Annotated in this window: 19 protein-coding genes; 13 read left to right on the forward strand and 6 right to left on the reverse strand. The window is 69.1% G+C overall.

All coding sequences use genetic code 11. From position 1 onward, the window contains the following. Positions 1 to 267 precede the first annotated feature (267 nt). Positions 268 to 753 (reverse strand): SRPBCC family protein, encoded by a 486-nt coding sequence (locus ACFV9G_RS20765; RefSeq protein ID WP_378729434.1) that lies wholly within the window; start codon positions 751 to 753, stop codon positions 268 to 270. Positions 754 to 796: 43 nt separating this feature from the next. Here ACFV9G_RS20765 and ACFV9G_RS20770 point away from each other — a divergent pair, with 43 nt between their 5' ends. Both ACFV9G_RS20770 and ACFV9G_RS20775 read left to right on the forward strand, forming a co-directional pair. Next, a complete protein-coding gene (locus tag ACFV9G_RS20770) occupies positions 797 to 1,537 on the forward strand; it encodes a dienelactone hydrolase family protein (RefSeq protein WP_378729435.1) in 741 nt (246 codons plus the stop codon). Beyond that, positions 1,537 to 2,034, forward strand: coding sequence for a gluconokinase (locus tag ACFV9G_RS20775; RefSeq protein WP_378729436.1), 498 nt, complete (start codon positions 1,537 to 1,539; stop codon positions 2,032 to 2,034). Before ACFV9G_RS20770 ends, ACFV9G_RS20775 begins: the two co-directional genes overlap by 1 nt. 156 nt (positions 2,035 to 2,190) lie before the next feature. Here the strand turns inward: ACFV9G_RS20775 and ACFV9G_RS20780 are convergent, their stop codons facing one another. Continuing rightward, positions 2,191 to 3,090 carry a crotonase/enoyl-CoA hydratase family protein gene (locus tag ACFV9G_RS20780; protein ID WP_378729437.1) on the reverse strand — a complete coding sequence of 300 codons (900 nt, stop codon included), beginning with the start codon at positions 3,088 to 3,090 and terminating at the stop codon, positions 2,191 to 2,193. A gap of 102 nt (positions 3,091 to 3,192) precedes the next feature. On the opposite strand from ACFV9G_RS20780, the gene ACFV9G_RS20785 reads away from it, so the two are divergent. Both ACFV9G_RS20785 and ACFV9G_RS20790 read left to right on the forward strand, forming a co-directional pair. Next, positions 3,193 to 4,320, forward strand: a complete 1,128-nt coding sequence (locus ACFV9G_RS20785) for a sensor histidine kinase (RefSeq protein WP_378729438.1) — start codon at positions 3,193 to 3,195, stop codon at positions 4,318 to 4,320. A gap of 79 nt (positions 4,321 to 4,399) precedes the next feature. Continuing rightward, positions 4,400 to 5,068, forward strand: coding sequence for a response regulator (locus tag ACFV9G_RS20790; RefSeq protein ID WP_378729439.1), 669 nt, complete (start codon positions 4,400 to 4,402; stop codon positions 5,066 to 5,068). Between the two features lie 12 nt (positions 5,069 to 5,080). On the opposite strand, the gene ACFV9G_RS20795 is transcribed toward ACFV9G_RS20790, so the two are convergent. From ACFV9G_RS20795 to ACFV9G_RS20805, 3 genes are all read right to left on the reverse strand, one after another. Continuing rightward, positions 5,081 to 5,869 (reverse strand): ABC transporter permease subunit, encoded by a 789-nt coding sequence (locus tag ACFV9G_RS20795; protein ID WP_378729440.1) that lies wholly within the window; start codon positions 5,867 to 5,869, stop codon positions 5,081 to 5,083. Further along, positions 5,869 to 6,594, reverse strand: coding sequence for an ABC transporter ATP-binding protein (locus tag ACFV9G_RS20800; RefSeq protein WP_378729441.1), 726 nt, complete (start codon positions 6,592 to 6,594; stop codon positions 5,869 to 5,871). Before ACFV9G_RS20800 ends, ACFV9G_RS20795 begins: the two co-directional genes overlap by 1 nt. Before the next feature lie 96 nt (positions 6,595 to 6,690). Beyond that, positions 6,691 to 8,025, reverse strand: a complete 1,335-nt coding sequence (locus ACFV9G_RS20805) for an LCP family protein (RefSeq protein WP_378729442.1) — start codon at positions 8,023 to 8,025, stop codon at positions 6,691 to 6,693. 112 nt (positions 8,026 to 8,137) lie between these two features. Between ACFV9G_RS20805 and ACFV9G_RS20810 the strand changes: the two genes are divergently transcribed. From ACFV9G_RS20810 to ACFV9G_RS20845, 8 genes are all read left to right on the forward strand, one after another. Then, positions 8,138 to 9,637, forward strand: a complete 1,500-nt coding sequence (locus tag ACFV9G_RS20810; protein WP_378729443.1) for an LCP family protein — start codon at positions 8,138 to 8,140, stop codon at positions 9,635 to 9,637. Between the two features lie 74 nt (positions 9,638 to 9,711). Further along, the gene (locus tag ACFV9G_RS20815) at positions 9,712 to 10,647 is read left to right on the forward strand and encodes a glycosyltransferase (RefSeq protein ID WP_378729444.1); all 936 of its coding nucleotides are present in this window, start codon (positions 9,712 to 9,714) and stop codon (positions 10,645 to 10,647) included. Continuing rightward, a complete protein-coding gene (locus ACFV9G_RS20820; protein WP_378729445.1) occupies positions 10,644 to 11,543 on the forward strand; it encodes a glycosyltransferase in 900 nt (299 codons plus the stop codon). Before ACFV9G_RS20815 ends, ACFV9G_RS20820 begins: the two co-directional genes overlap by 4 nt. Before the next feature lie 82 nt (positions 11,544 to 11,625). Further along, positions 11,626 to 12,819 (forward strand): UDP-galactopyranose mutase, encoded by a 1,194-nt coding sequence (glf, locus tag ACFV9G_RS20825; protein WP_378729446.1) that lies wholly within the window; start codon positions 11,626 to 11,628, stop codon positions 12,817 to 12,819. Next, positions 12,816 to 14,828: a glycosyltransferase gene (locus ACFV9G_RS20830; protein WP_378729447.1), complete on the forward strand. Its 2,013-nt coding sequence runs from the start codon at positions 12,816 to 12,818 to the stop codon at positions 14,826 to 14,828. The genes glf and ACFV9G_RS20830 overlap by 4 nt, the downstream gene beginning before the upstream one ends. After that, the gene (locus tag ACFV9G_RS20835) at positions 14,812 to 15,711 is read left to right on the forward strand and encodes an ABC transporter permease (RefSeq protein WP_378729448.1); all 900 of its coding nucleotides are present in this window, start codon (positions 14,812 to 14,814) and stop codon (positions 15,709 to 15,711) included. The genes ACFV9G_RS20830 and ACFV9G_RS20835 overlap by 17 nt, the downstream gene beginning before the upstream one ends. After that, positions 15,708 to 16,532 (forward strand): ABC transporter ATP-binding protein, encoded by an 825-nt coding sequence (locus tag ACFV9G_RS20840; protein ID WP_378729449.1) that lies wholly within the window; start codon positions 15,708 to 15,710, stop codon positions 16,530 to 16,532. The genes ACFV9G_RS20835 and ACFV9G_RS20840 overlap by 4 nt, the downstream gene beginning before the upstream one ends. A 122-nt stretch (positions 16,533 to 16,654) precedes the next feature. Then, positions 16,655 to 18,772: an N-acetylmuramoyl-L-alanine amidase gene (locus ACFV9G_RS20845; RefSeq protein ID WP_378729450.1), complete on the forward strand. Its 2,118-nt coding sequence runs from the start codon at positions 16,655 to 16,657 to the stop codon at positions 18,770 to 18,772. Here ACFV9G_RS20845 and ACFV9G_RS20850 read toward each other — a convergent pair. After that, positions 18,754 to 19,467: a TIGR03089 family protein gene (locus tag ACFV9G_RS20850; RefSeq protein WP_378729451.1), complete on the reverse strand. Its 714-nt coding sequence runs from the start codon at positions 19,465 to 19,467 to the stop codon at positions 18,754 to 18,756. The two genes, ACFV9G_RS20845 and ACFV9G_RS20850, sit on opposite strands and share 19 nt — an antisense overlap. Before the next feature lie 23 nt (positions 19,468 to 19,490). On the opposite strand from ACFV9G_RS20850, the gene ACFV9G_RS20855 reads away from it, so the two are divergent. Beyond that, positions 19,491 to 20,567, forward strand: a complete 1,077-nt coding sequence (locus ACFV9G_RS20855) for a mannose-1-phosphate guanylyltransferase (RefSeq protein ID WP_378729452.1) — start codon at positions 19,491 to 19,493, stop codon at positions 20,565 to 20,567. Positions 20,568 to 20,689: the final 122 nt, after the last annotated feature.

The raw sequence follows: 20,689 nt of genomic DNA on the forward strand, positions 1-20,689 counted from the left end.
GCCGATGCCTCAAGCGCTACATCACCCGCGAGCTCTACCGCACCCTCAACACCATCCACCGCGAACCAGGAGCTTGACAGAACATAGAAGCGTCATCTTTTTCTCGGCGACGGCCGGTGTCAAGGATCGCCGCAGGCGACCGGCGAAGCCGGCGGCCACAGGCCGTCCTTTACTCCGGACGCCGCCGAGAACACCCTCCAAGCAAGGGTCGGCGGCAAACCCCAACCACAAAAGAACGCCAACCCGCCGACGCGCAAGAAGCAAAGCTCAAGCGCCGACCAACAGGTCCTCGAGCGACTCCAAGCTCTGCCGCGCATACCCCTTCCACATCCACCCGAAAACCGGCATCGCGAACGATGCCGCCCGAGAGGTGGGGGTGACGTCCCAGGACCAGGTGACCCGGGTGCCGGTGCCGGCCGGGGCGAAGGACCAGCGCCCGGCGACGTGACCGACCAGGAGCTTGAGCGGGCCGGAGAGCGGCGTGATCTCGTAGGAGAACGACGAAGGGGCGTCGATGCCGGTCAGGGTCTCGCGCATCGTCGCGCCGTCGGCGAGAACGATCGTGCGGGTCTCACCGACGGTGTCCCAGTCGCCGGCCTGGTCGCGGACCTCGGCGATCGGGCCGATCGCGGCGTACCGGCGACCGAAGATCTGCGGCAGCGGGGCCGGGAGGACGCGGGCGAGGGCGGTCTCGTGGGCGACCGGGATCGCTCGGGAGGATTCGAGGTGCAGTGCCTCTGGGTGCTGAGTCATGGGAACGAGCATGGCAGCAAGTGCCTGCCGGTAGCGTGAGGTCGTGGTCGAGAAGATTGAGATCGAGACATCGGACGGCATCGCCGAGGCCTATCTGGCCCGGCCCGAGAGCGCACCGAAGGGTGGCGTGCTCGTCTACATGGACGCGATCGGCCTGCGGCCGCGGCTGGCGGAGATGGTCGAGCGGGTCGCATCGTGGGGCTACGTCGTCCTCGCGCCCAACGTCTTCTACCGCGACGGCGGCATCGCGGAGCTGGCCCCGACCACCGACCTCCGCGACCCTGCGGCGAGGGACGCGTTCTTCGCGGACGGTGCGATGGCCCGAGTCCGTGGCCTCACGGTGGACCGGCTGGCGATCGACATCCCGGCGTACGTCGAAGCCCTCCGGACGTACGCCGCCGGTCCGCTCGCAACCCACGGTTACTGCATGGGCGCCCGGCTGGCGGTGCGGACCGCGGGGCGGTTCCCCGACGAGTTCGTCGCGGTCGGCGGCTTCCACGGCGGCGGGCTGGTCACCGCGGAGGAGGCCTCGCCGCACACCTGCATCGCCGGGACCAGGGCGGAGTACTACTTCGGCCATGCCGACCACGACCGCTCCATGACTCCGGAGAACGTCGCCGACCTCAGCAGGGCCCTCGACGACGCCGGGGTGATCTACACCAACCTCATCTACCCCGACGCCCCGCACGGCTACTCGATGGCGGACACCTCCTCCTACCAGGAGGCGGGGACGCACCGGCACTTCACCGATCTCGAGGCGCTCTACGCCCGTACGATGTCGTGATGGCGAAACCGGTGCTGGTCGTGATGGGAGTCTCGGGCTCAGGGAAGTCGACCATCGGGGCGGCGATCGCGGGGCGGTTGCGGGTGCCGTTCGAGGATGCCGACGACCTGCACCCGCAGGCGAACATCGAGAAGATGACCGCTGGGATCGCGCTCGACGACGACGACCGCTACCCCTGGCTCGAGGCGGTCGGGGAGTGGCTGGCCCGGCACGCCGAGCGCGGTGGCGTGATGAGCTGCTCCGCGCTCAAGCGGAAGTACCGGGACCAGCTCCGTCGGCACCACGCCGGGGTGACCTTCCTCCATCTGGAGGGCACCCGCGAGGTGATCGCGCGGCGCCAGGCGAGCCGACCCGGCCACTTCATGCCGGCCGCGCTCCTGAACAGCCAGTTCAAGACGCTCGAGCCGCTCGAGTCGGACGAGGCCGGGGTGGTCATCGCCGTCGACCAGCCGGCCGACGCGATCGTCGAGGAGTACGCAGCCCGGATCGGCGCCTGATCGGCACCGAGATGCGGCCGACACGCGCCCATCTCGGGTTGGGCACTGCGTGCCGGCCGCGGCCACACCCGGGTGAGGGACCAGCGGGCGGGCCCACCTTCGACCGTAGCCCAGGATTCGGCCCCACAACAGGGGGTTCTCGACTATCGCTGCAGGTCAGCCCGTAAAAATCTGTCCGTGGAACACGTCCGGAACCTCGGACGCCTTCGAGGTGAACTCGGGGGCCCGCTTCTCCAGGAACGCGGCGACTCCCTCCTTGCCGTCGCCGATCGAGGCATAGAACATCGCCAGCGAGTCGGACAGGTGGGCCTCGAGCGGGTGGCGTGCGGAGGCGTTGCGGGTGATGAGCTGGCGGACGAGCGCGGTGCCGACCGGCGACCGGTTCTTGGTGAACCTCCGGGCCAGCTCGAAGGCTGCGGGCAGCAGCTCGTCGGGCAGGTGGATGCTGCGGACCAGGCCGCCGTCGAGTGCCTGGTCGGGGTCGAGGATCTCCGCGGTGTAGAGCCACTCCAGGGCCCGCGGGACGCCCACGACGCGTGGCAGGAAGTAGGACGAGCAGGCCTCGGGGACGATGCCGAGCTTGCCGAAGACGAAGCCGATCTTCGCCTTCGAGGACGCCAGCCGCGCGTCCATCGCGCACAGCATCGTGGCGCCGATGCCGACCGCCGGGCCGTTGATCGCGGCGATCACGGGCTTGGGGAGTGCGTGGATCGCGAGGGTGACCTTGCCGCCCGTGTCGCGTACGCCCTCGGCGTACTCGGGGTGGTTGGCCGGGTCGGCGAGGTGCTCGGCGAGCCTCTCGGGCGTCGGGTGCAGCGACTCGTCCAGGCCGAACACGTTCCCGGAGGCGGAGAGGTCCATCCCGGCGCAGAACGCCCGCCCGGCGCCGGTCACGACGACCGCGCGCACCTCGTCGGCCATCGCGTCGGTGGTGAAGACCTCCTCCAGTTCGCGCGCCATCGTCACCGTGAACGAGTTGAGCGCGTCGGGTCGGTTGAGGGTCAGGAGCGCGATGCCGTCGGCGTCCACGTCGAAGGTCAGGGTCTCGTAAGCCATGGGTCACAGTCTGTATCGATTCCGTTCAGCTACGGAAGGGCGGGTCTGCCTACTGACGAAAGTCGGTACAACCCGGTCGAGGCGGCAACTACCGTGGTGGGCGTGAGTCTGCTGCGCCGGCCCCGGACCCTCGAGTCGATCCTGTCGGGCCTTCTGGTCGTGGCGGTCACCGCCGAACACCTCTACATGAGCGACGCCGGCCACCCGCAGTGGTCGGGCTGGTCGGCGCTGCTGGGAGTCCTCGGCGTCACCGTCGCGATGTGGGTCCGGCAGAGGCAGCCGGCCGTCGCGGTGGCGATCGTGTGCGCGCTGGTCGGCGGCACGGTGGTGGCCAACGACGGGTGGATCCTGATCAGCTACGTCGCGTTCGCGGCGCTGACGAGCTTCCTCGTCGGCAGATGGGCCGACCAGGTGTGGCCCTCGGCGGTCGTGACGGGCGTGGGCGTGGTGGCGCTGACCGTGCTGGACGCCGTCGTCAACGGCGGCGGAGTGCAGGTCGCGATGGCCGGCAACATGGTCATCTTCATGGCGCTGCCGTGGCTCAGCGGCCGCTACCTGCGCCAGGTCGCCCGCAGCCATTCGACCGAGATCGAGCAGGCCCAGCTCACCGAGCGTGCCCGGATCGCGCAGGAGATGCACGACTCGCTGGGCCACGAGCTCAGCCTGATCGCGCTCCGCGCCGGTGCCCTCGAGGTGGCACCGGGGCTCACCGGCGCCCACCAGAAGGCGGCCGGCGACATCCGCGCTGCCGCCGCCGGGGCCACCGAGAGGCTCGGCGAGATCGTCGGCGTCCTCCGCCCCGCCGCCGAGGAGGCTCCGCTGACCCCCGCCGCGGCCGGGATCGATGGCCTGGTCGAGCGCGCGCGGGAGTCGGGGATGGATGTACGCCTGGTGGGATCGCTCGACGAGGGATCCGCGCCTGTGCGCGACGCCGCTGCCCACCGGATCGTCCAGGAGGCGCTCACCAACGCCGCCCGGCACGCTCCCGGGTCGACGGTGAGGGTTGCGGTGGAGGAGCGGGAACCCGCTGGCGTACGCCTCTCGGTGAGCAACGGCCGGGCGACCCTCCCGCCGCGAGCCGGCGCGACGACCGGGCTGGGCCTGGCCGGGCTCGAGGAGGCGGCGCGTGCCGCCGGGGGCACGCTGCGTCACGGCCAGACCGCGGGCGGAGGCTTCGAGGTGGTCGCCGATCTACCAGTCCGCAGCGACCGCGAGGAGGTGGCCAGGTGAGCGAGCGCCAGCGAGCGACCAACAGGTCCATCATGCCGCCACTTCCGTATTCTTCGCCTTGCCTTACGGAGGTGGCGACATGATCCGGGTGCTGCTGGCCGACGACGAGGCGATGGTGCGGGCCGGCGTACGCGCGATCCTGGAGACCGACGAGACGATCGAGGTGGTCGCCGAGGCAGCCGACGGGCGCGAGGCGGTCGAAGCGGCCCAGCGCCACCGTCCCGATGTCGCGCTGCTCGACGTCAGGATGCCCCGGATGGACGGTCTGGCGGCGGGAGCCGAGATCGCTCGGACCGCCCCGGAGACCGCGCGGGTCATGCTGACCACCTTCTCCGAGGACGCCTACATCGCCCGGGCTCTCGGCGACGGGGCGAGCGGGTTCCTGCTGAAGTCCGGCGATCCCCGCGAGCTGCTCGCGGGTGTGCACGCGGTCGCCGACGGCGCCGCCTTCCTCTCCCCACGGGTCGCCCAGCGCGTCATCGCCGAGCTCGGCGCCGGGGCCGGTGACCGGATGTCGCGAGCGGCGGACGCGCGGGCCAAGGTCGCCGCCCTCACCGACCGTGAGCGCGACGTGATGGCGCTGGTCGCCGCCGGGCTCTCCAACGCCGAGATCGGTCGCCGTCTCCACCTCGTGGAGGGGACCGTGAAGGCCTATCTGAGCAGTGCCTTCGGTCGTCTCGGCGTACGCAACCGGGTGCAGGCAGCGGTCCTCGCCCACGTGGCGGGGCTCGTGAGCGAGGACCGCTAGGAGGTGCGGGCCTCAGGCGTCGCGCCGGCGGAACACCAGGTAGCCGGCCAGCAGCGCGACCACCGACCAGGCGGCGAGGAGTCCGAGCCCGCCGTTGCGCCCGTAGGGGAGCCCGTCGGAGAGCCCGAACAGGGTCGCGATCCCGATGCCGAGATACTCCGTTCCCGCCGTCCCCGGCAGGTAGTAGGACACGTCGGTCATCAGGTCCATCCCGCTCATCATCAGCACCATCGGCAGCAGGAAGAGCACCAGGAACGCCACGACCAGCGCTCCGGCGGTGCTGCGCAGACCCACCGCGAGCCCGATGGCCAGCGCGACGACCACGCCCAGGTAGACGCTGATCCTGCCGGCCACCGCCGCCACCGAGGAGACGTCGAAGACGCCGTAGTCACCGGCGGTCAGGTAGCCGAGGCCGGCACCCAGGACGGCGAGGAGCGCCCCGGCGACCAGCGCGACCACCTCGACGACGACCAGCTTCGCGACCAGCACCCGGCCGCGCCGCGGCTCGCACTGCAGGGTCGTACGCATGCTGCCGGAGGCATACTCCGAGGTCACCGTCAGCAGGGCCAGCGCGATCAGTGCGAACTGGGTGAAGAGCAGCCCAGCGGTGGCGACCTCCTCGACGTGGAGCAGCTGGTCGGCGTGGGAGAGGTTCGGATTGGGCTCGGCGGCATCGAAGCCCAGCGGGACCGAGTAGAGCGCCATCAGCGCGGCCGCGCCGATCAGGCACCACCAGGTCGAGCGGACCGACCAGAGCTTGGTCCATTCGGACGAGATCGCGGCCAGGAAGGGGTTCAGCATCAGGCCACCTCCGTCCCGGCGTACTCCACGCTCCGGGCGGTCAGCCGGAAGTAGGCCTCCTCCAAGGAGCCGTGCCCGGCGACGAACGACCCCAGCGAGGCGTCCGCGAGCAACCGCCCGCGTCCCAGCACGACCAGGTGGTCAGCGGTCTGCTGCATCTCGCTCATCAGGTGGCTGGAGACGAGGACCGTACGCCCCTCCGCGGCGAGCGACCTCAGCAGCTTCCGGATCCACATCACCCCGTCGGGATCGAGCCCGTTGACCGGCTCGTCGAAGAGCATCACCCGCGGGTCGCCGAGCAGCACGCCCGCGATCCCGAGCCGCTGGCTCATCCCGAGCGAGAGGGACCCGGCCCGGCGGCGCCCCACCCCGGCCAGACCGACCCGCTCGAGCACCTCGTCGACCCGGGCCACCGGGATCGAGTTGCTCCGTGCCATCGCCACCAGATGCGTACGCACCCGGCGGCCGGGGTGCACCGCCTTGGCGTCCAGCAGCGCACCGACCTCGCGCAGCGGGCGCCGCAGCGTGACGTAAGGCCGGCCGTCGATCGTGGCCGTCCCCGATGTCGGCCGGTCCAGGCCGAGGATCATCCGCATGGTCGTGGACTTCCCGGCGCCGTTGGGGCCGAGGAAGCCGGTGACCCGGCCGGGTTCAATCTGCAGGGTGAGATCGTCGACCGCGGTCGTCGCGCCGTATCTCTTGGTCAGGTGGTCCACAGTGATCATGCGTCGAAACTAGGCAGATATGCGCCCCGGCACAGTGGACGAAAAGCAGCCGTCCCTACCGACGAAGGTCAGTAGGGACGGCCGAAGCGAGAGGGGCTACCCGGGCAGACCCGTCGCCGTGCAGATGTCCGCCGGAATCTGGTCGACGGTGTCGGCCTTGATGTGGCCGAACATCGTCAGCGCGTCCTCCTTGCGCCAGTTGACCGCGAAGTCCTTGATCGGGACGCCGCAGGTCATCGCCGAGCCACCCGCGAGCGCCTTGAACGCCCACAGGAACTTCGCGCCGCCGATGACGCTCATGCCCTCGCCGACCTTGAGCCCTGCGGCGCCCTCGCCCATCTCGGCGAGCTTGAACGGGTTCAGCAGCGTGGCCGGGCTGGTGGCCTTCTTGCCGATCGCGGAGATGACCTCGGTCTGGTTGGCGCCGCGACCCAGGTCGCCGTCCTCGGCCGCGTAGCGGGACCGCGAGTAGGCGAGGGCGGTGACGCCGTCGGCCTCCTGGCAGCCCTTCTTGACGTCCAGGCCGGCCTTGGGGTCCTTCATGTCCTTCTTCGGGCAGATCTCGATGCCGCCCACGCCGTCGACGAGCCGGGCCAGACCGCCCATGCCGATCTCGACATAGCCGTCGATGCGTACGCCGGTGTTCTGCTCGATCGTCTGCACCAGCAGCTCGGGGCCGCCATAGGCGAAGGCCGCGTTGATCTTGGTCGTGCCGTGCCCGGGGATCGGCACGATGGAGTCGCGGGGGAGGGTCACCACGATCGTCTTCCCGGCGCCGGTGTGCAGCAGCTTGATGGTGTCGGTGCGGCTGCCCGCGGCGTCGCCGGTGGAGAGCTTCTTCTTCTCCTCGGCGGTCAGGCCCTCGCGCGAGTCGCTGGCGACGATGAGGTACGTCGTGCCGGGCTGGTCCGCGGGCCGCTCGCCGGCGGTCGGCTCGTAGGGGACCTTGTCGACCTTGTTCCAGGCGCTGATGCCGATCCAGGCCACCGCGCCGACGAGGATCAGGATCGGGATCATCACGATCGCGACGAACTTGCGGAACGGGTGGCGCTTCTTGGGCCTGGGCTGACGCGGCTGGCGGCCCCCGCGACCGCCGCCGTAGCCGTCGCCCGGACCCCCATAGCCGCCGTTGCCACCGTATTCGCTCGGCTGGCTCCAGTCCTGGTTGTAGCCCTGGTCGTAGCCCTGGTTGCCATACCCGCCCTGTTGGCCGGGGGTCGGCGCGATCTGCCCCGGCTGGGGCAGCGGCCGGTCATAGCCGCCACGCGGCGGCGCCGCGGGAGGCGGGCCGCCGGACGGGCGCCGGACGGTGGGCATGACGTTGGTGGGCTCGGGCCCCGAAGGCTGAGCTTGCTGGCCGTTGCCGTACGCCCAGCCGTACTGCTGCGACCGGGGATCGTTGGGGCTGCCAGGGTTGCGGGGGTTTGGCATGCGCTCAAACGTACCGTGCCAGGCCGCTAAAGTTAGTCGGCGCGTCGCACCACCGTGTTACTCGTGTGACTGGTGATACTGGCGGTGCAGACTCACACCCGAGGGACCCCAGATGGCTGACCAGAACTACCGGCCCCAGCGTACGGCCGCCGAGCGCGCCTCCCGCGTGCGGTTCCGTCGCGCCATGGCGCTGCTGCTGATCACGCTGCTCCTGCCGGGGTCCGCCCAGCTCGTCGCCGGCAACCGCCGCGTCGGCCGGATCGCGATCTGGACCGTCATCGGTCTCGCCGTCACCACCGGGCTGGTCTTCGCGATCTCGCTGCTCTGGCACGGCCTGATCTTCCGGCTCGGCACGACGCCGTGGCTGCTGGGTCTGTTCCGCATCGCGCTCATCGCCGGCGCCATCGCCTGGGCCGGGCTCTTCATCGACGCCTGGCGCCTGGGCCGCCCGCTCGAGCTCGACCTCAAGCAGCGCCGCATCGTGGTCGCGATCAACGGCGCGCTGGCCTTCTCGGTGGCCGCGACCTTGATCTTCGGCGCCCACCTGGTCAGCGTCCACAAGGGCATGGTCGAGGCGATCTTCGCCGGTGCCGAGGCCGCCGAGGCACACAACGGCCGCTTCAACGTCCTGCTCGCCGGTGCCGACTCCGACGGCGGCAAGACCCGCTGGGGCCTGCGCCCCGACTCGCTCACGGTCGCCTCCATCGACGCGGTCACCGGACGCACCGTCCTCATCGGCCTGCCCCGCAACATGGCGAACTTCACCTTCGACGACGGCTCCCCGATGGACGAGGAGTTCCCGCGGGGCTTCGACTGCGACGGCTGCTACCTCAACGGCGTGAGCACCTGGGCCGAGGACCACAAGGAGCTCTACAAGGGCGAGGACCACCCCGGCATGGCCGCCACCGTCGACGCTGTCGAGGGCATCACCGACCTGCAGATCAGCTACTACGCGATCGTCGACCTCAACGGGTTCCAGGAGATCGTGGACGCCATCGGGGGAGTCACCCTGAACGTACGCCAGCCGATCCCGGTCGGCCTCCCCTCCGACAAGTTCTACACCCACATCCAGCCCGGCACGAAGAAGCTCGACGGCTGGGAGACCCTCTGGTACGCCCGGGCCCGCCACGACTCCGACGACTACTCCCGGATGGCCCGCCAGAAGTGCGTCCTGAACGCGATCCTGCAGCAGACCAGCCCCGCCGATGTCGTACGCCACTACCAGGACGTCGCGAAGGCGACCGGCTCCACCATCACCACGTCGGTCCCGCCGAGCGAGATCGAGCGGTTCTCGACGCTGGCGCTGAAGGCGAAGTCGCAGAAGATCTCGACACTCTCGCTGGTGCCTCCGCTGGTCAACACCGCCGACCCGAACATGTCCGACATCCACGCCGAGGTGCGCAAGGCGGTGAAGAAGGCGACTCCGAAGAAGGAGGAAGTCTTCGAGTCGCCCGGCACCGGCGGTGACGGCGAGACCAAGGCGCCCGCTCCCAAGAACCAGACCAGGGCCGGCGACTCGGACAAGGGCGGCCCCGTCACCGGCGGCTCCCTGGGCTCGCGCAACAAGGGTTACCAGGCCAACGAGACCGACGACCTCGCCTCAGCCTGTTGAACAACGGGTTAAGCGCAGGTCACAGCGACTCGCTGATTCCCGGGATACACCGCGGTCGCGGCTAGTCTGGATCCGTGCCAGGGAGCAATCGTGTCGCCGCGGTGGTGGTGACCTTCAACCGTCTCGAGCTGCTGCAGCGACTGCTGGAGCGGCTCGACGTGGTCGACGGCCTCGACGAGGTGATCGTCATCGACAACGCCTCCACCGACGGTACGTCGCAGTGGCTCGCCGAGCTCGACGGTGCCGACGAGCCGGGTCAGCGTCAGGTGCCGGTGATCGCCCGCACCCTGCAGCGCAACAGCGGCGGCGCCGGCGGTTTCCACGACGGGCTCGAGACGGCGATCGAGCGGGGCGCCGACCTGGTCTGGCTGATGGACGACGACGGCCTGCCCGACACCGACTGCCTCGGGCTGCTGCTCAAGCAGACCGACCTCGACTTCTGGGGGCCGCTCGTCGTCGACGAGGGCGACCCCGGCCGCCTGGTGTTCCCGATCCGGCTCCCCGGCCGCTCCAAGGTCGTGCACCAGCTCGCCGACGTCGAAGCGGCCGCCACCGACGGCCTGATCAAGGACATCGTGATCCCGTTCAACGGGGTCCTGGTCACCCGCGACCTGGTGGAGCGGATCGGCTACCCCCGGGCGGAGTACTTCATCTGGGGCGACGACCACGAATACCGTCTCCGGGCCGAGAAGGCCGGGGCGCGGATCGCGACCGTCGTCGGCGCCCAGGTGCGCCACCCCTCCGTCGGTGACCTCGGCACCCCGATGGCGTGGGGGAGGGCGACGTACAACCACACGCCGAGTGACCTGAAGCACTACTGCATGGCGCGCAACAACCTGCTCAACCTGCGCGACTACCGAGGGTGGCCCTTCGCTTTGGCTTTCGTGGCGAAGACTCTATGGTTCTACCTGCTCACCAAGCCGCAGCCGCGCCGGATCTGGCTGTCGATGCAGGCGTGGTGGGCCGCTATCCGGGGGGACTTCAGTGGACACGAGAGGTTCCTTCGTTGAGCACCACCCGTGAGACGGTCGCGATCGTCGTCGTCACCTACAACCGCGCCGACATGCTGCGTGGGCTGCTCGACGGGCTCACCAAGCTCGACCAGCCCGCCGACGCGGTGATCGTCGTCAACAACGCCTCCACCGACCACACGTCGCGAGTCCTGGAAGAGGCGATCACGCCCAACCTCCAGGTCATCGACAGCCCGGAGAACCTCGGCGGCGCCGGTGGCTTCCACCTCGGCACCAAGGCCGCGGTCGAGCAGGGCTGGGACCGGCTCTACCTGATCGACGACGACGTCGTCCCGGCCCACGACTGCCTCGAGGTGCTGCTCGCTCAGGACGAGGACTGCCTCTTCTCCGTGCGTGAGGACAAGAACGGCAAGCTGATCGAGCTGGCCGCGCTGAAGTTCGACCTGCGCAACCCGCTCGCGATCAAGCCCAAGACCGCCGCCGTCATGGACACCTACCCGACCCGCGACGCCATGCCGGAGCGCGTTCCGGTGGAGAACGTCGCCTTCGAGGGGTTCATGATCCGCCGCACCGTCCTGGAGGAGATCGGGCTTCCCGATCCGACCTACTTCATCTTCTACGACGACGTGGATCTCGCGATCCGCGCCCGCCGCGCCGGCCGCACCATCTGGGCCGTACGCGATGCGGTGCTCGTGCGACAGCTCGACTTCAGCCAGCAGCACGACCTGGCCGGCTGGAAGGGCTTCTACATGTACCGCAACCTCTTCGTCGTCCACTTCCGCTACGGCGAGAATGTCCTCGTACGCCTCAAGCCCTGGCTCATCACCGCGGCTGTGGTTCTCCTCAGCCCGCTACGAGGCGGCAAGCACGAGGCCGTCAACGTGATCAAGGCCCTGCGCGCAGCGCGAGGCATGCGAACCCTGCCCACTTCTTGAACCGTCCCAACCGCCTGACCCACCCACCCGAACAACACAGCCCGACCGACCCCTTACCCACAGAGACCTAGACTGAGCGATCGTGTCCTTCCCTGAAACCACTCCTGACCTCGTCGTCGTCGGCTCCGGCCTCTTCGGCCTCACCATCGCCGAGCGCGCCGCCACCGAGCTGGACAAGAAGGTGCTCATCATCGAGCGCCGTCCGCACATCGGTGGGAACGCCTACTCCGAGTTCGACGAGGAGACCGGCATCGAGGTCCACAAGTACGGCACCCACCTCTTCCACACCTCCAACCAGAAGGTGTGGGACTACGTGCGGAAGTTCACCGAGTTCACCGACTACAAGCACAAGGTGTTCGGGAAGTACAAGGGGCAGGTCTACTCCCTGCCGATGAACCTCGCGCTGATCAACTCCTTCTTCGGGAAGTCGCACACCCCGGACGAGGCGCGCGCGCTGATCGCGGAGCAGGCCGCCGAGTTCAACACCGAGGACGCCAAGAACCTCGAGGAGAAGGCGATCTCGCTGATCGGCCGCCCGCTCTACGAGGCGTTCATCAAGGGCTACACCGCCAAGCAGTGGGAGAAGGACCCGACGGAGCTGTCGCCCGACATCATCACGCGCCTCCCGGTCCGCTACACCTTCGACAACCGTTACTTCAACGACAAGTACGAGGGTCTCCCGGTCGACGGCTACACCGCGTGGCTGCAGCGGATGGCCGACCACCCCAACATCGAGGTCAAGCTCGACACCGACTTCTTCACCGTGGTCGACGACTTCAAGGGCAAGGTCCCGATCGTCTACACCGGTCCGGTCGACGAGTACTTCGACTTCTCCGCGGGCAAGCTCTCCTGGCGCACCGTGGACCTCGAGTCCGAGATCCTCGACGTGGACGACTACCAGGGCACCGGCGTGGTGAACGCCAACGACCCCGAGGTCCCCTTCACCCGTGAGCTGGAGTTCAAGCACCTCCACCCCGAGCGGGCCGACCGCTACAAGCCCGGTAAGACGATCGTGGTCAAGGAGTACAGCCGCTTCGCCCAGGAGGGTGACGAGCCCTACTACCCGATCAATACCGCCGACAACCGCGAGAAGATCCTGGTCTACCGCGACCTGGCCAAGAAGGAGCCGATGGTGCTCTTCGGCGGCCGTCTCGGCACCTACAAGTACCTGGACATGCACATGGCGATCGCGTCCGCGCTCACCATGTTCGAGAACAAGCTCCGTCCCCACTTCGAGGACGGCACCCCGCTCACCTCCGGAGGCGTTGACGAATGAGCGTGACCCGACTGCTCCAGCGGCAGATCCTGCCCCTGGACCGTGACTCCGACGTACTCCCGCTCTACGTCGACAACCAGGCTGCCATCCTCGACGCCGACAAGTACGAGGTCGGCTCCGACAAGACGGCCCAGGCGCTGAACAACGCCCAGATCCGCCAGTCGATCAACGACGGGACCCAGATCCACCCCGACCAGATCGAGTCGCGTACGGCGCTGCGGATCCTGAAGAGCGAGCGGCTCTCGCTCGGCACCTACTTCAACGCGTTCCCGGCCAGCTACTGGCGTCGGCACACCGTGGTCGACAGCGTGAAGCTGACCGTCGCGCTGCAGGGTCGCGGCGCGAGCGTCATCGTCTACAAGTCGATGGCCAACGGCCGCTCGCAGCGCGTCGACGCCGCGGACACCGGCACCAACCCCGAGGGCACCTTCACCTTCGACCTGCCGCTGAAGCCGTTCGTCGACGGCGGCTGGTACTGGTACGACGTCGTCGCCTCCGACGAGGACGCCGTCATCACCTCGGCCGAGTGGACCGCGGAGGTCCCCGACGACCGTGCCGAGCACGGCACCGTCGACATCTGCGTCACCACGATGAACAAGCCGGACTTCTGCGCCAAGCTGCTCGCGCAGATGGGCGAGGACGAGCAGCTGCGCCCTTACCTCGACACCGTCTTCGTGATGGAGCAGGGCACCAAGAAGGTCGCCGACGACGTCGAGTTCCCGGCGGCCGAGAAGGCCCTGGGCGACCTGCTGCACATCCTCGAGCAGGGCAACCTGGGCGGCTCCGGCGGCTACGCGCGTGGCCAGCTCGAGTCGCTGCGCAAGGGCACCGCGACGTACGCCCTGATGATGGACGACGACGTCGTCTGCGAGCCCGAGGGCATCATCCGCGCGGTCACCTTCGGTGACCTCGCCAAGCGGCCGACGATCGTCGGCGGCCACATGTTCTCGCTCTACGCCAAGTCCCGCCTGCACTCCTACGGCGAGATCGTCCAGCCGTGGCGGTTCTGGTGGCAGTCGGCTCCCGGCGTCTACGGCGACTGGGACTTCGGCGCCCGCAACCTGCGCTCGACCCGCTGGCTGCACAAGCGCGTCGACGTGGACTTCAACGGCTGGTTCATGTGCCTGATCCCGCGCAAGGTGATCGAGGAGATCGGGCTCTCGCTGCCGGTCTTCATCAAGTGGGACGACTCCGAGTACGGCCTGCGCGCCAAGGCGGCCGGCTTCCCGACGGTGTCCTTCCCGGGTGCGGCCGTCTGGCACGTCCCGTGGACCGACAAGAACGATGCCCTCGACTGGCAGTCCTACTTCCACCAGCGCAACCGCTTCGTGGCCGCGCTGCTGCACTCGATCTACGACGACGGCGGCCGGATGGTCACCGAATCGTTCTCCCACCAGATCAAGCACCTGGTCTCGATGCAGTACTCGACGGTCCTGCTGCGCCACCAGGCGCTGCTCGACGTCCTCGCCGGCCCCGAGAAGCTGCACGAGACCCTCGCGACCCAGCTTCCCGCCGTACGCGAGATGGTCAAGGACTACGCCGACGCTCAGCTGAAGGCCGACCGTGAGGAGTTCCCGCCCGTGCGCCGCCACAAGCCGCCGCGCAAGGGCAAGGAGGACACCGAGGTCCCGACCAACCGCGAGGTCAAGCTGGCCGCGCTCAAGGCGCCGATCCGGCAGATCATGAAGCCGCGCAAGCTCTCCACGGAGTTCCCCGAGGCCGAGCTCGCCGCGATGGACAACCAGTGGTACCGGATCACCAAGTACGACAGCGCCATCGTGTCGATGAACGACCAGCAGGGCGCTGCCTTCTACCGACGCGACAAGAAGCTCTTCAACCAGATGCTGAAGGACACCATCAAGGTGCACCGCCGGCTCAAGCGCCAGTGGCCGAAGCTGGCCGATGAGTACCGCTCCAAGCTGGGCGACTTCACCTCGCCCGAGGCCTGGGAGAAGACCTTCGAGCCGTGGATCGTCGAGGAGAAGGGGACCGATGGCAACCGGAGTTGATGAACGCCCCGTACGGATCGTCGACGCGCCGCTGGCGCCCCCGGCGGAGAACCTCGGCCTGCTCTCGGTCTTCAAGCGCCGCTACCTGCTCAAGCTGCTCGTGCAGCGGGAGATCAGCGGTCGCTATTCCAACTCGATCCTCGGCGTCTTCTGGTCCTACATCAACCCGTTGACGCAGTTCTGCGTCTACTGGATCTTCATGGGCAAGATCATGGGCGCCGACAAGGGGATGGACAACTACCCGGTCCACCTGTTCGCCGGGCTCGTCATCGTCCACTTCTTCACCGAGACCTTCGGGGCAGGGACCCGCTCCCTGCTCGGCAACAAGGGACTGCTGAAGAAGATGGCGATGCCGAAGGAGATGTTCCCGGTCGCCTCGATGCTGGTCTCGCTCTACCACCTCGTGCCGGCGACCCTGATCCTGGTGGTCGTCTGCCTGTTCAGCGGTTGGACGCCGACCTGGGAGACGGTTCCCTCGCTCCTGCTCGCGCTCGGCATCGTGATGGCGCTGGGCACCGCCCTGGCGCTGGTCTTCAGCCTCGCCAACGTCTTCTTCCGCGACTTCGGCAGCGCGGTCAACATCCTGACCAACTACATCCGGTTCGGCGTCCCGATGATGTACCCGTTCTCGATGATCGAGGGCGCCCTCGGTGACAAGGCCTGGATCTACCTGCTCAACCCGATTGCGGACGCCGTGCTGCTCTTCCAGCAGGCCTTCTGGGTCGGGGTGACCCCGAATCCCGAGGAGACCGCGGCCGAGCACCTGCCCGAGCATCTGTGGATGTGGGGTCTGGGCGCGTTCGGTGTCTCGCTGGTCCTGCTGGTGATCGCCCAGGTGGTCTTCAGCAAGCACGAGAACAAGATTCCGGAGCGCCTGACATGACCCTTCGACAAGCTCAGGACAGCGCCGCCGCAGACTCGATCGTGGTGGACGGAGTCACCAAGAACTTCACGCTCCGCTACCACCGCAGCATCAAGGACATCACCGTCGCCAAGATCAAGGGACGGGCGGTCTCCAACACCTTCAAGGCGCTGGACGACGTCTCCTTCACGATCAAGCAGGGCGAGTCGGTCGGTCTGATGGGCCTCAACGGCTCGGGCAAGTCGACCCTGCTGAAGCTGATCAGCGGGGTCATGCGTCCCGACCAGGGTGTCGTGAAGACGCGTGGCCAGATCGCCGGCCTGATCGCGACCGGTGCGGGCTTCCACCCGCAGCTCTCCGGGCGGGAGAACATCTTCCTCAACGCGGCGATCTACGGGCTCTCCGCCGAGGAGACGGCCGCGATCTACGACGACGTGGTGAACTTCGCCGAGCTCGGCGACCACCTCAACTCCCCGGTCGGCAACTACTCCTCGGGACAGTATTCGCGTCTGGGGTTCTCGGTCGCCGTCCACATCGACTCCGACATCTTCCTCGCCGACGAGGTTCTCGCCGTCGGTGACAAGCCCTTCAAGAAGAAGTGCATGGAGAAGATGGAGGAGATCCGCGACAGCGGCCGCACCGTGGTCTACGTCAGCCACGCCGCCGGTTCGGTCAAGCGGATGTGCGACCGCGTCATCTGCCTGGAGAAGGGCCGCCTGGTCTTCGACGGCGACGTCGACGAGGGCATCGAGTACCTCCACTACGGTGAGGACGACGCCAAGGGGTCGGCCAAGCTCAGGCAGCTCGAGGCCGCCGACAGTGCCCTCGGGGCGGAAGTCTGACCTAGGGTCAGGGCGAGAGCCTGCGAGGAATTACAGAGCTGTAGTTCTTCGCAGGCTCTTCCCACGCCTGTGGCTGATGTGAAAGATGTTCCCTGGTGTTACGGAACCAGGGGGATCCATACGTGCTTTCGCAGGCCGGAGAAGAGCAGTCGAACGAAGTACAGCGCGCTCGCTCGCGCTATGTCGCCTCGACCCAGCAGCTGCTCGTGCTCGGGTTCGTCCTGGCCGCGCTGGTCCCGGCGAGCACCGTCGTCGACCTGAAGGTGGTCCGACCCGGCGAGGTTCCCGTCTCCAGCCAGGTGGCGGCGCCGTCAGCGGCGCAGGTGCCCGCGGCCCCGGTCGACGCCCACCTCGAGGAGATCTCGCTGACCGCACCGTCCGCGCGCCGCGTGCCCGGACGGATCACCGCCGAGGCCACGAAGGCCACCTCTCGGGGCGACGCGGTGACCGTCACCAGCCTCCCGCAGCCGGTGGACGGGTTCGGGACGGTCGGACTCACCTGGGCGCCCGATGCGGTCGTTCCGGAGGATGCGGTCGGTGCCGACGTACGCACTCTGGAGGACGGGACGTGGAGCGACTGGCAGGCGTTGGACGTCCACCTCGACGACCATGCTCCTGACCCGGCCTCCGCGGAGGCCGCCGGGTCGAGGCCGGGCACCATGGAGGCGGTCGTCGGCGAGGTCGACCAGGTGCAGACCAGGCTGCGGCTGACCGGTGCCCAGGTGCCGGCCGATCTCAGGCTGGCGGTGATCACGCCCGGCGAGGCGGACGCGAGCCGCAGCGAGTCACCCGAGATCGAGACCGGTGCCGATGACGCACCGGAGCCGGCCGAGGGGGCCGAGGACGCCACGAGTGCCGAGGAGGGGGAGGCGGCGACGCTGTCGGCGGCCGCGTACACCGCCAAGCCCAGCATCTACAGCCGTCGCCAGTGGGGCGCCGACGAGAGCGTGCGCGAGGCCGGACCGCCCGACTACCACGAGGTCCGCGGCGGGTTCGTGCACCACACCGTCAACACGAACTCCTACACGAAGGCGCAGGTGCCGGGGATCATCCGGAGCATCTACACCTACCACGTGAAGAGCCGGGGCTGGCGCGACATCGGCTACAACTTCCTGCTCGACAAGTTCGGCCGGATCTGGGAGGGGCGCTACGGCGGCGTCGACCGCCCCGTCGTGGGTGCCCACACCTCGGGCTACAACAGCTATGGCTTCGGTGCCTCCGCGATCGGCAACTTCGAGAACGCCGCACCGCCGACCGCGCTGGTGAACGCCTTCGGATCGCTGTTCGCGTGGAAGCTGTCGCTGCACGGTGTCCGCGGCAACAAGGGCTCCACCAAGATGGGTGACCGCACCTTCTCGCACGCGATCATGGGTCATCGCGACGCCGGCTCCACCGCGTGCCCGGGCCGCTACCTCTACGCCAAGCTGAGCACGATCCGCTCGCAGGCGGGCTCGAAGCAGGCGAGCTGGTCGGCGCGCGAGCTGCAGTCCCAGATCAGCGGCCGCGGCTACCCCGACCTGGTCGCCCGGCGGTCCAGCGACCGACGGATCGTCGTGCTTCGCACCGACGGCAACGCCCGCTTCGGTACGCCGCGGGCGACCAACCTGATCGGCGGCACCTCGGCCACCTTGATGAACGCCGGTGACTGGGACCGCGACGGCGACGGCGACATCCTGATCCGCCACACCGACGGCACGATCCGGGTCAACCGCGGCAACGGCACCGAGACGTTCGCCACCGGCGTCATCATCGGGCGCGGCTTCCAGTCCGTCTCGGTCATCGACGTGGTCAGCGACATCACCGGCGACGGCTGGCCCGACCTCGTGGGCAAGCACTCAACCGGCGAGATCCGGGTCTGGCCGGGCCGTGGGACCGGTGCGCTGGGTGCGTCCTACCGGATCCGCAGCGGTGTCAGCGGAGCGAATCAGGTCATCGGCGCCGGCCGCTTCTACGCTGACGACGGCTCGCCGGAGGTGATCTTCAAGCGCTCCAACCAGCTGCTGATCTTCCGCACCAACGGCCCTGGTGGCCTGACCACCTACTCCGACCCTGGGATCGACGCCAGCGCCTTCGACTTCGTCCTCGCGACCAAGGATCTGCGCGGTGCCTCCACCGGCGGCGACGTGCTGCTGCGCCGCAAGTCCGACGGGATGTGGTTCGCCTACGAGCACAACCAGAGCGGCGGCTGGGACCGGAAGACCCAGATGGGCGTCGTGCGGGGCTACGACCAGTTCGGCTGAGCGCGCTCGGCCTCCGCGAGGGCGGCCAGGCGGTCGTCGGTCGCGTGGGTCGCCAGCACCAGCGAGCCGCCACCGGCGAGCAGGGCGGCCAGGAGCTCGGCCCCGGCAGGGGAGGCCGAGGGGACGGTGGAGAGCAGCCGATCGGCCTTCCCGTCGCCGAACAGGTCGGCGTGGCTGGTCTCGACGCCCGCCCACGAGGTGGCGGTGTCGTCCGCGGCCGGCGGATCGAAGGGGGTGAAGGCGTCCGGCTGCCCCCAGACCTCGATGCCGACGTCGTGCACGCCCTGGGGGAGCGGGTCGGCGAAACGTACGCCGAAGGGGAGCAGCGAGCACGCCAGGGTCGGCCGCTTCCCGGCGTCATCCGCCCAGGCGACCAGGGTCTCGGGACCGCACACGACGGCGTCAGGGCCAGAGGAATCGGAACCGTCGGAGTCCGTGACCACGAGTCCGGTGTTCCAGGCGGCGCCGAGGAACACGGCGGCCAGCCAGTGGGTGGGCAGGTCGATCCGGATGCTGTCCCCGCGCTCGAGGCCGTGCTCGTCGACGAGCAGCCCCGAGGCCTTGGCAACCCAGTTGGCGTACGTCGTGGTCGAGAGCTCCTGGCGCTCGCCGCTCGCCTCGTCGTAGAAGGTCACGAACGGGTTTCCCGGGGCGGTCCGGAGGGCTCGGGCAAGGGTCTCGGGGAAGCTGGTCACGTCGAAACTCTAAGGTGTGCGGCATGACGTTCTGGGCAGTGATCCCCGCCGGCGGCGCAGGCACGCGGCTGTGGCCGCTCTCGCGGTCCTCGGAGCCGAAGTTCCTGCGCGACCTCACCGGCCACGGACGTACCCTCCTGCAGGAGACCTACGACCGCCTCGAGTCCGTCTCCGACGGCATCATGGTGGTGACCGGCTCGGTCCACGAGCGGGCCGTGTGCGAGCAGCTGCCCGAGGTGCCGCACGACGCGATCCTGGCCGAGCCGAGCGGGCGCGACTCGATGGCCGCGATCGGCCTGGCCGCTGCCTTCCTGGAGCGGCGCGACCCGGAGGCCGTGATGGGCTCCTTCGCGGCCGACCACGTGATCCGCAACATCGACAACTTCCACGAGACCGTACGCAGCGCCGCGGCGATCGCTGCGGACGGCTGGCTGGTGACGATCGGGATCTCACCGACCTTCGCCTCGACCGCGTTCGGCTACATCGCCGAGGGCAAGCCGCTGACGGGCCACCCGGGTGCCTACCTGGTCGACGAGTTCGTCGAGAAGCCGTCGGCCGAGGTCGCCGCCGGCTATCTCGCGACCGGCCGCTACCGCTGGAACGCCGGCATGTTCGTGGTGCGCCCCACCGTCCTCCTCGACCTGCTCGCGGAGTCGGACCCCGGCTTCACCGACAGGCTGCGGTCCATCGCCGCCGACCCGTCACGGCTCGAGGAGCTGTGGGAGACGCTCCCGAAGATCGCGGTCGACCACGCGGTCGCCGAGCCCGCTGCCGCCGCCGGCAAGGTCGCCACGGTGCCCGCCGACCTCGGCTGGGACGACATCGGCGACTTCGACTCGCTGGCGACGCTGCTCCAGGCCGCAGCCACCGCCTCGCCCGAGGGCCCCACGATCCTCGGCGACGACTCGCTCGTCCACGCCCTCGACTCCACCGGCCTGGTCGTACCCCACTCGGGCCGCATGATCGCCCTCATCGGCCTCGAGGACATCGTCGTCGTCGACACCGACGACGCCGTCCTGGTCACCACCCGCACACACGCCCAGCAGGTCAAGAAGATCGTCGCCGCCCTCAAGGACTCCGACCGCACCGACCTCACCTAAAACGCCGAGTCGGGGGCGGCCCCCCCCCCCCCCGGGGGGGGTGCGGGGCGCAAGGGGGGGGTGCGGCGCCGCGGGCCCCCCACGGTTGGGGGGTATTCGGGGGGGGGGGCCCCGCCGCGGGC

This window comes from Nocardioides sp. NPDC059952, from assembly GCF_042730435.1.
Classification (GTDB): domain Bacteria; phylum Actinomycetota; class Actinomycetes; order Propionibacteriales; family Nocardioidaceae; genus Nocardioides.

Coding starts and splice junctions, on each gene's coding strand:
- ACFV9G_RS20800 (WP_378729441.1), bottom strand. CDS start 6,594: ATGATCACTGTGGACCACCTGACCAAGAGATACGGCGCGACGACCGCG.
- ACFV9G_RS20780 (WP_378729437.1), bottom strand. CDS start 3,090: ATGGCTTACGAGACCCTGACCTTCGACGTGGACGCCGACGGCATCGCG.
- ACFV9G_RS20810 (WP_378729443.1), top strand. CDS start 8,138: ATGGCTGACCAGAACTACCGGCCCCAGCGTACGGCCGCCGAGCGCGCC.
- ACFV9G_RS20830 (WP_378729447.1), top strand. CDS start 12,816: ATGAGCGTGACCCGACTGCTCCAGCGGCAGATCCTGCCCCTGGACCGT.
- ACFV9G_RS20840 (WP_378729449.1), top strand. CDS start 15,708: ATGACCCTTCGACAAGCTCAGGACAGCGCCGCCGCAGACTCGATCGTG.
- ACFV9G_RS20775 (WP_378729436.1), top strand. CDS start 1,537: ATGGCGAAACCGGTGCTGGTCGTGATGGGAGTCTCGGGCTCAGGGAAG.
- ACFV9G_RS20835 (WP_378729448.1), top strand. CDS start 14,812: ATGGCAACCGGAGTTGATGAACGCCCCGTACGGATCGTCGACGCGCCG.
- ACFV9G_RS20855 (WP_378729452.1), top strand. CDS start 19,491: ATGACGTTCTGGGCAGTGATCCCCGCCGGCGGCGCAGGCACGCGGCTG.
- ACFV9G_RS20805 (WP_378729442.1), bottom strand. CDS start 8,025: ATGCCAAACCCCCGCAACCCTGGCAGCCCCAACGATCCCCGGTCGCAG.
- ACFV9G_RS20795 (WP_378729440.1), bottom strand. CDS start 5,869: ATGCTGAACCCCTTCCTGGCCGCGATCTCGTCCGAATGGACCAAGCTC.
- ACFV9G_RS20790 (WP_378729439.1), top strand. CDS start 4,400: ATGATCCGGGTGCTGCTGGCCGACGACGAGGCGATGGTGCGGGCCGGC.
- ACFV9G_RS20765 (WP_378729434.1), bottom strand. CDS start 753: ATGACTCAGCACCCAGAGGCACTGCACCTCGAATCCTCCCGAGCGATC.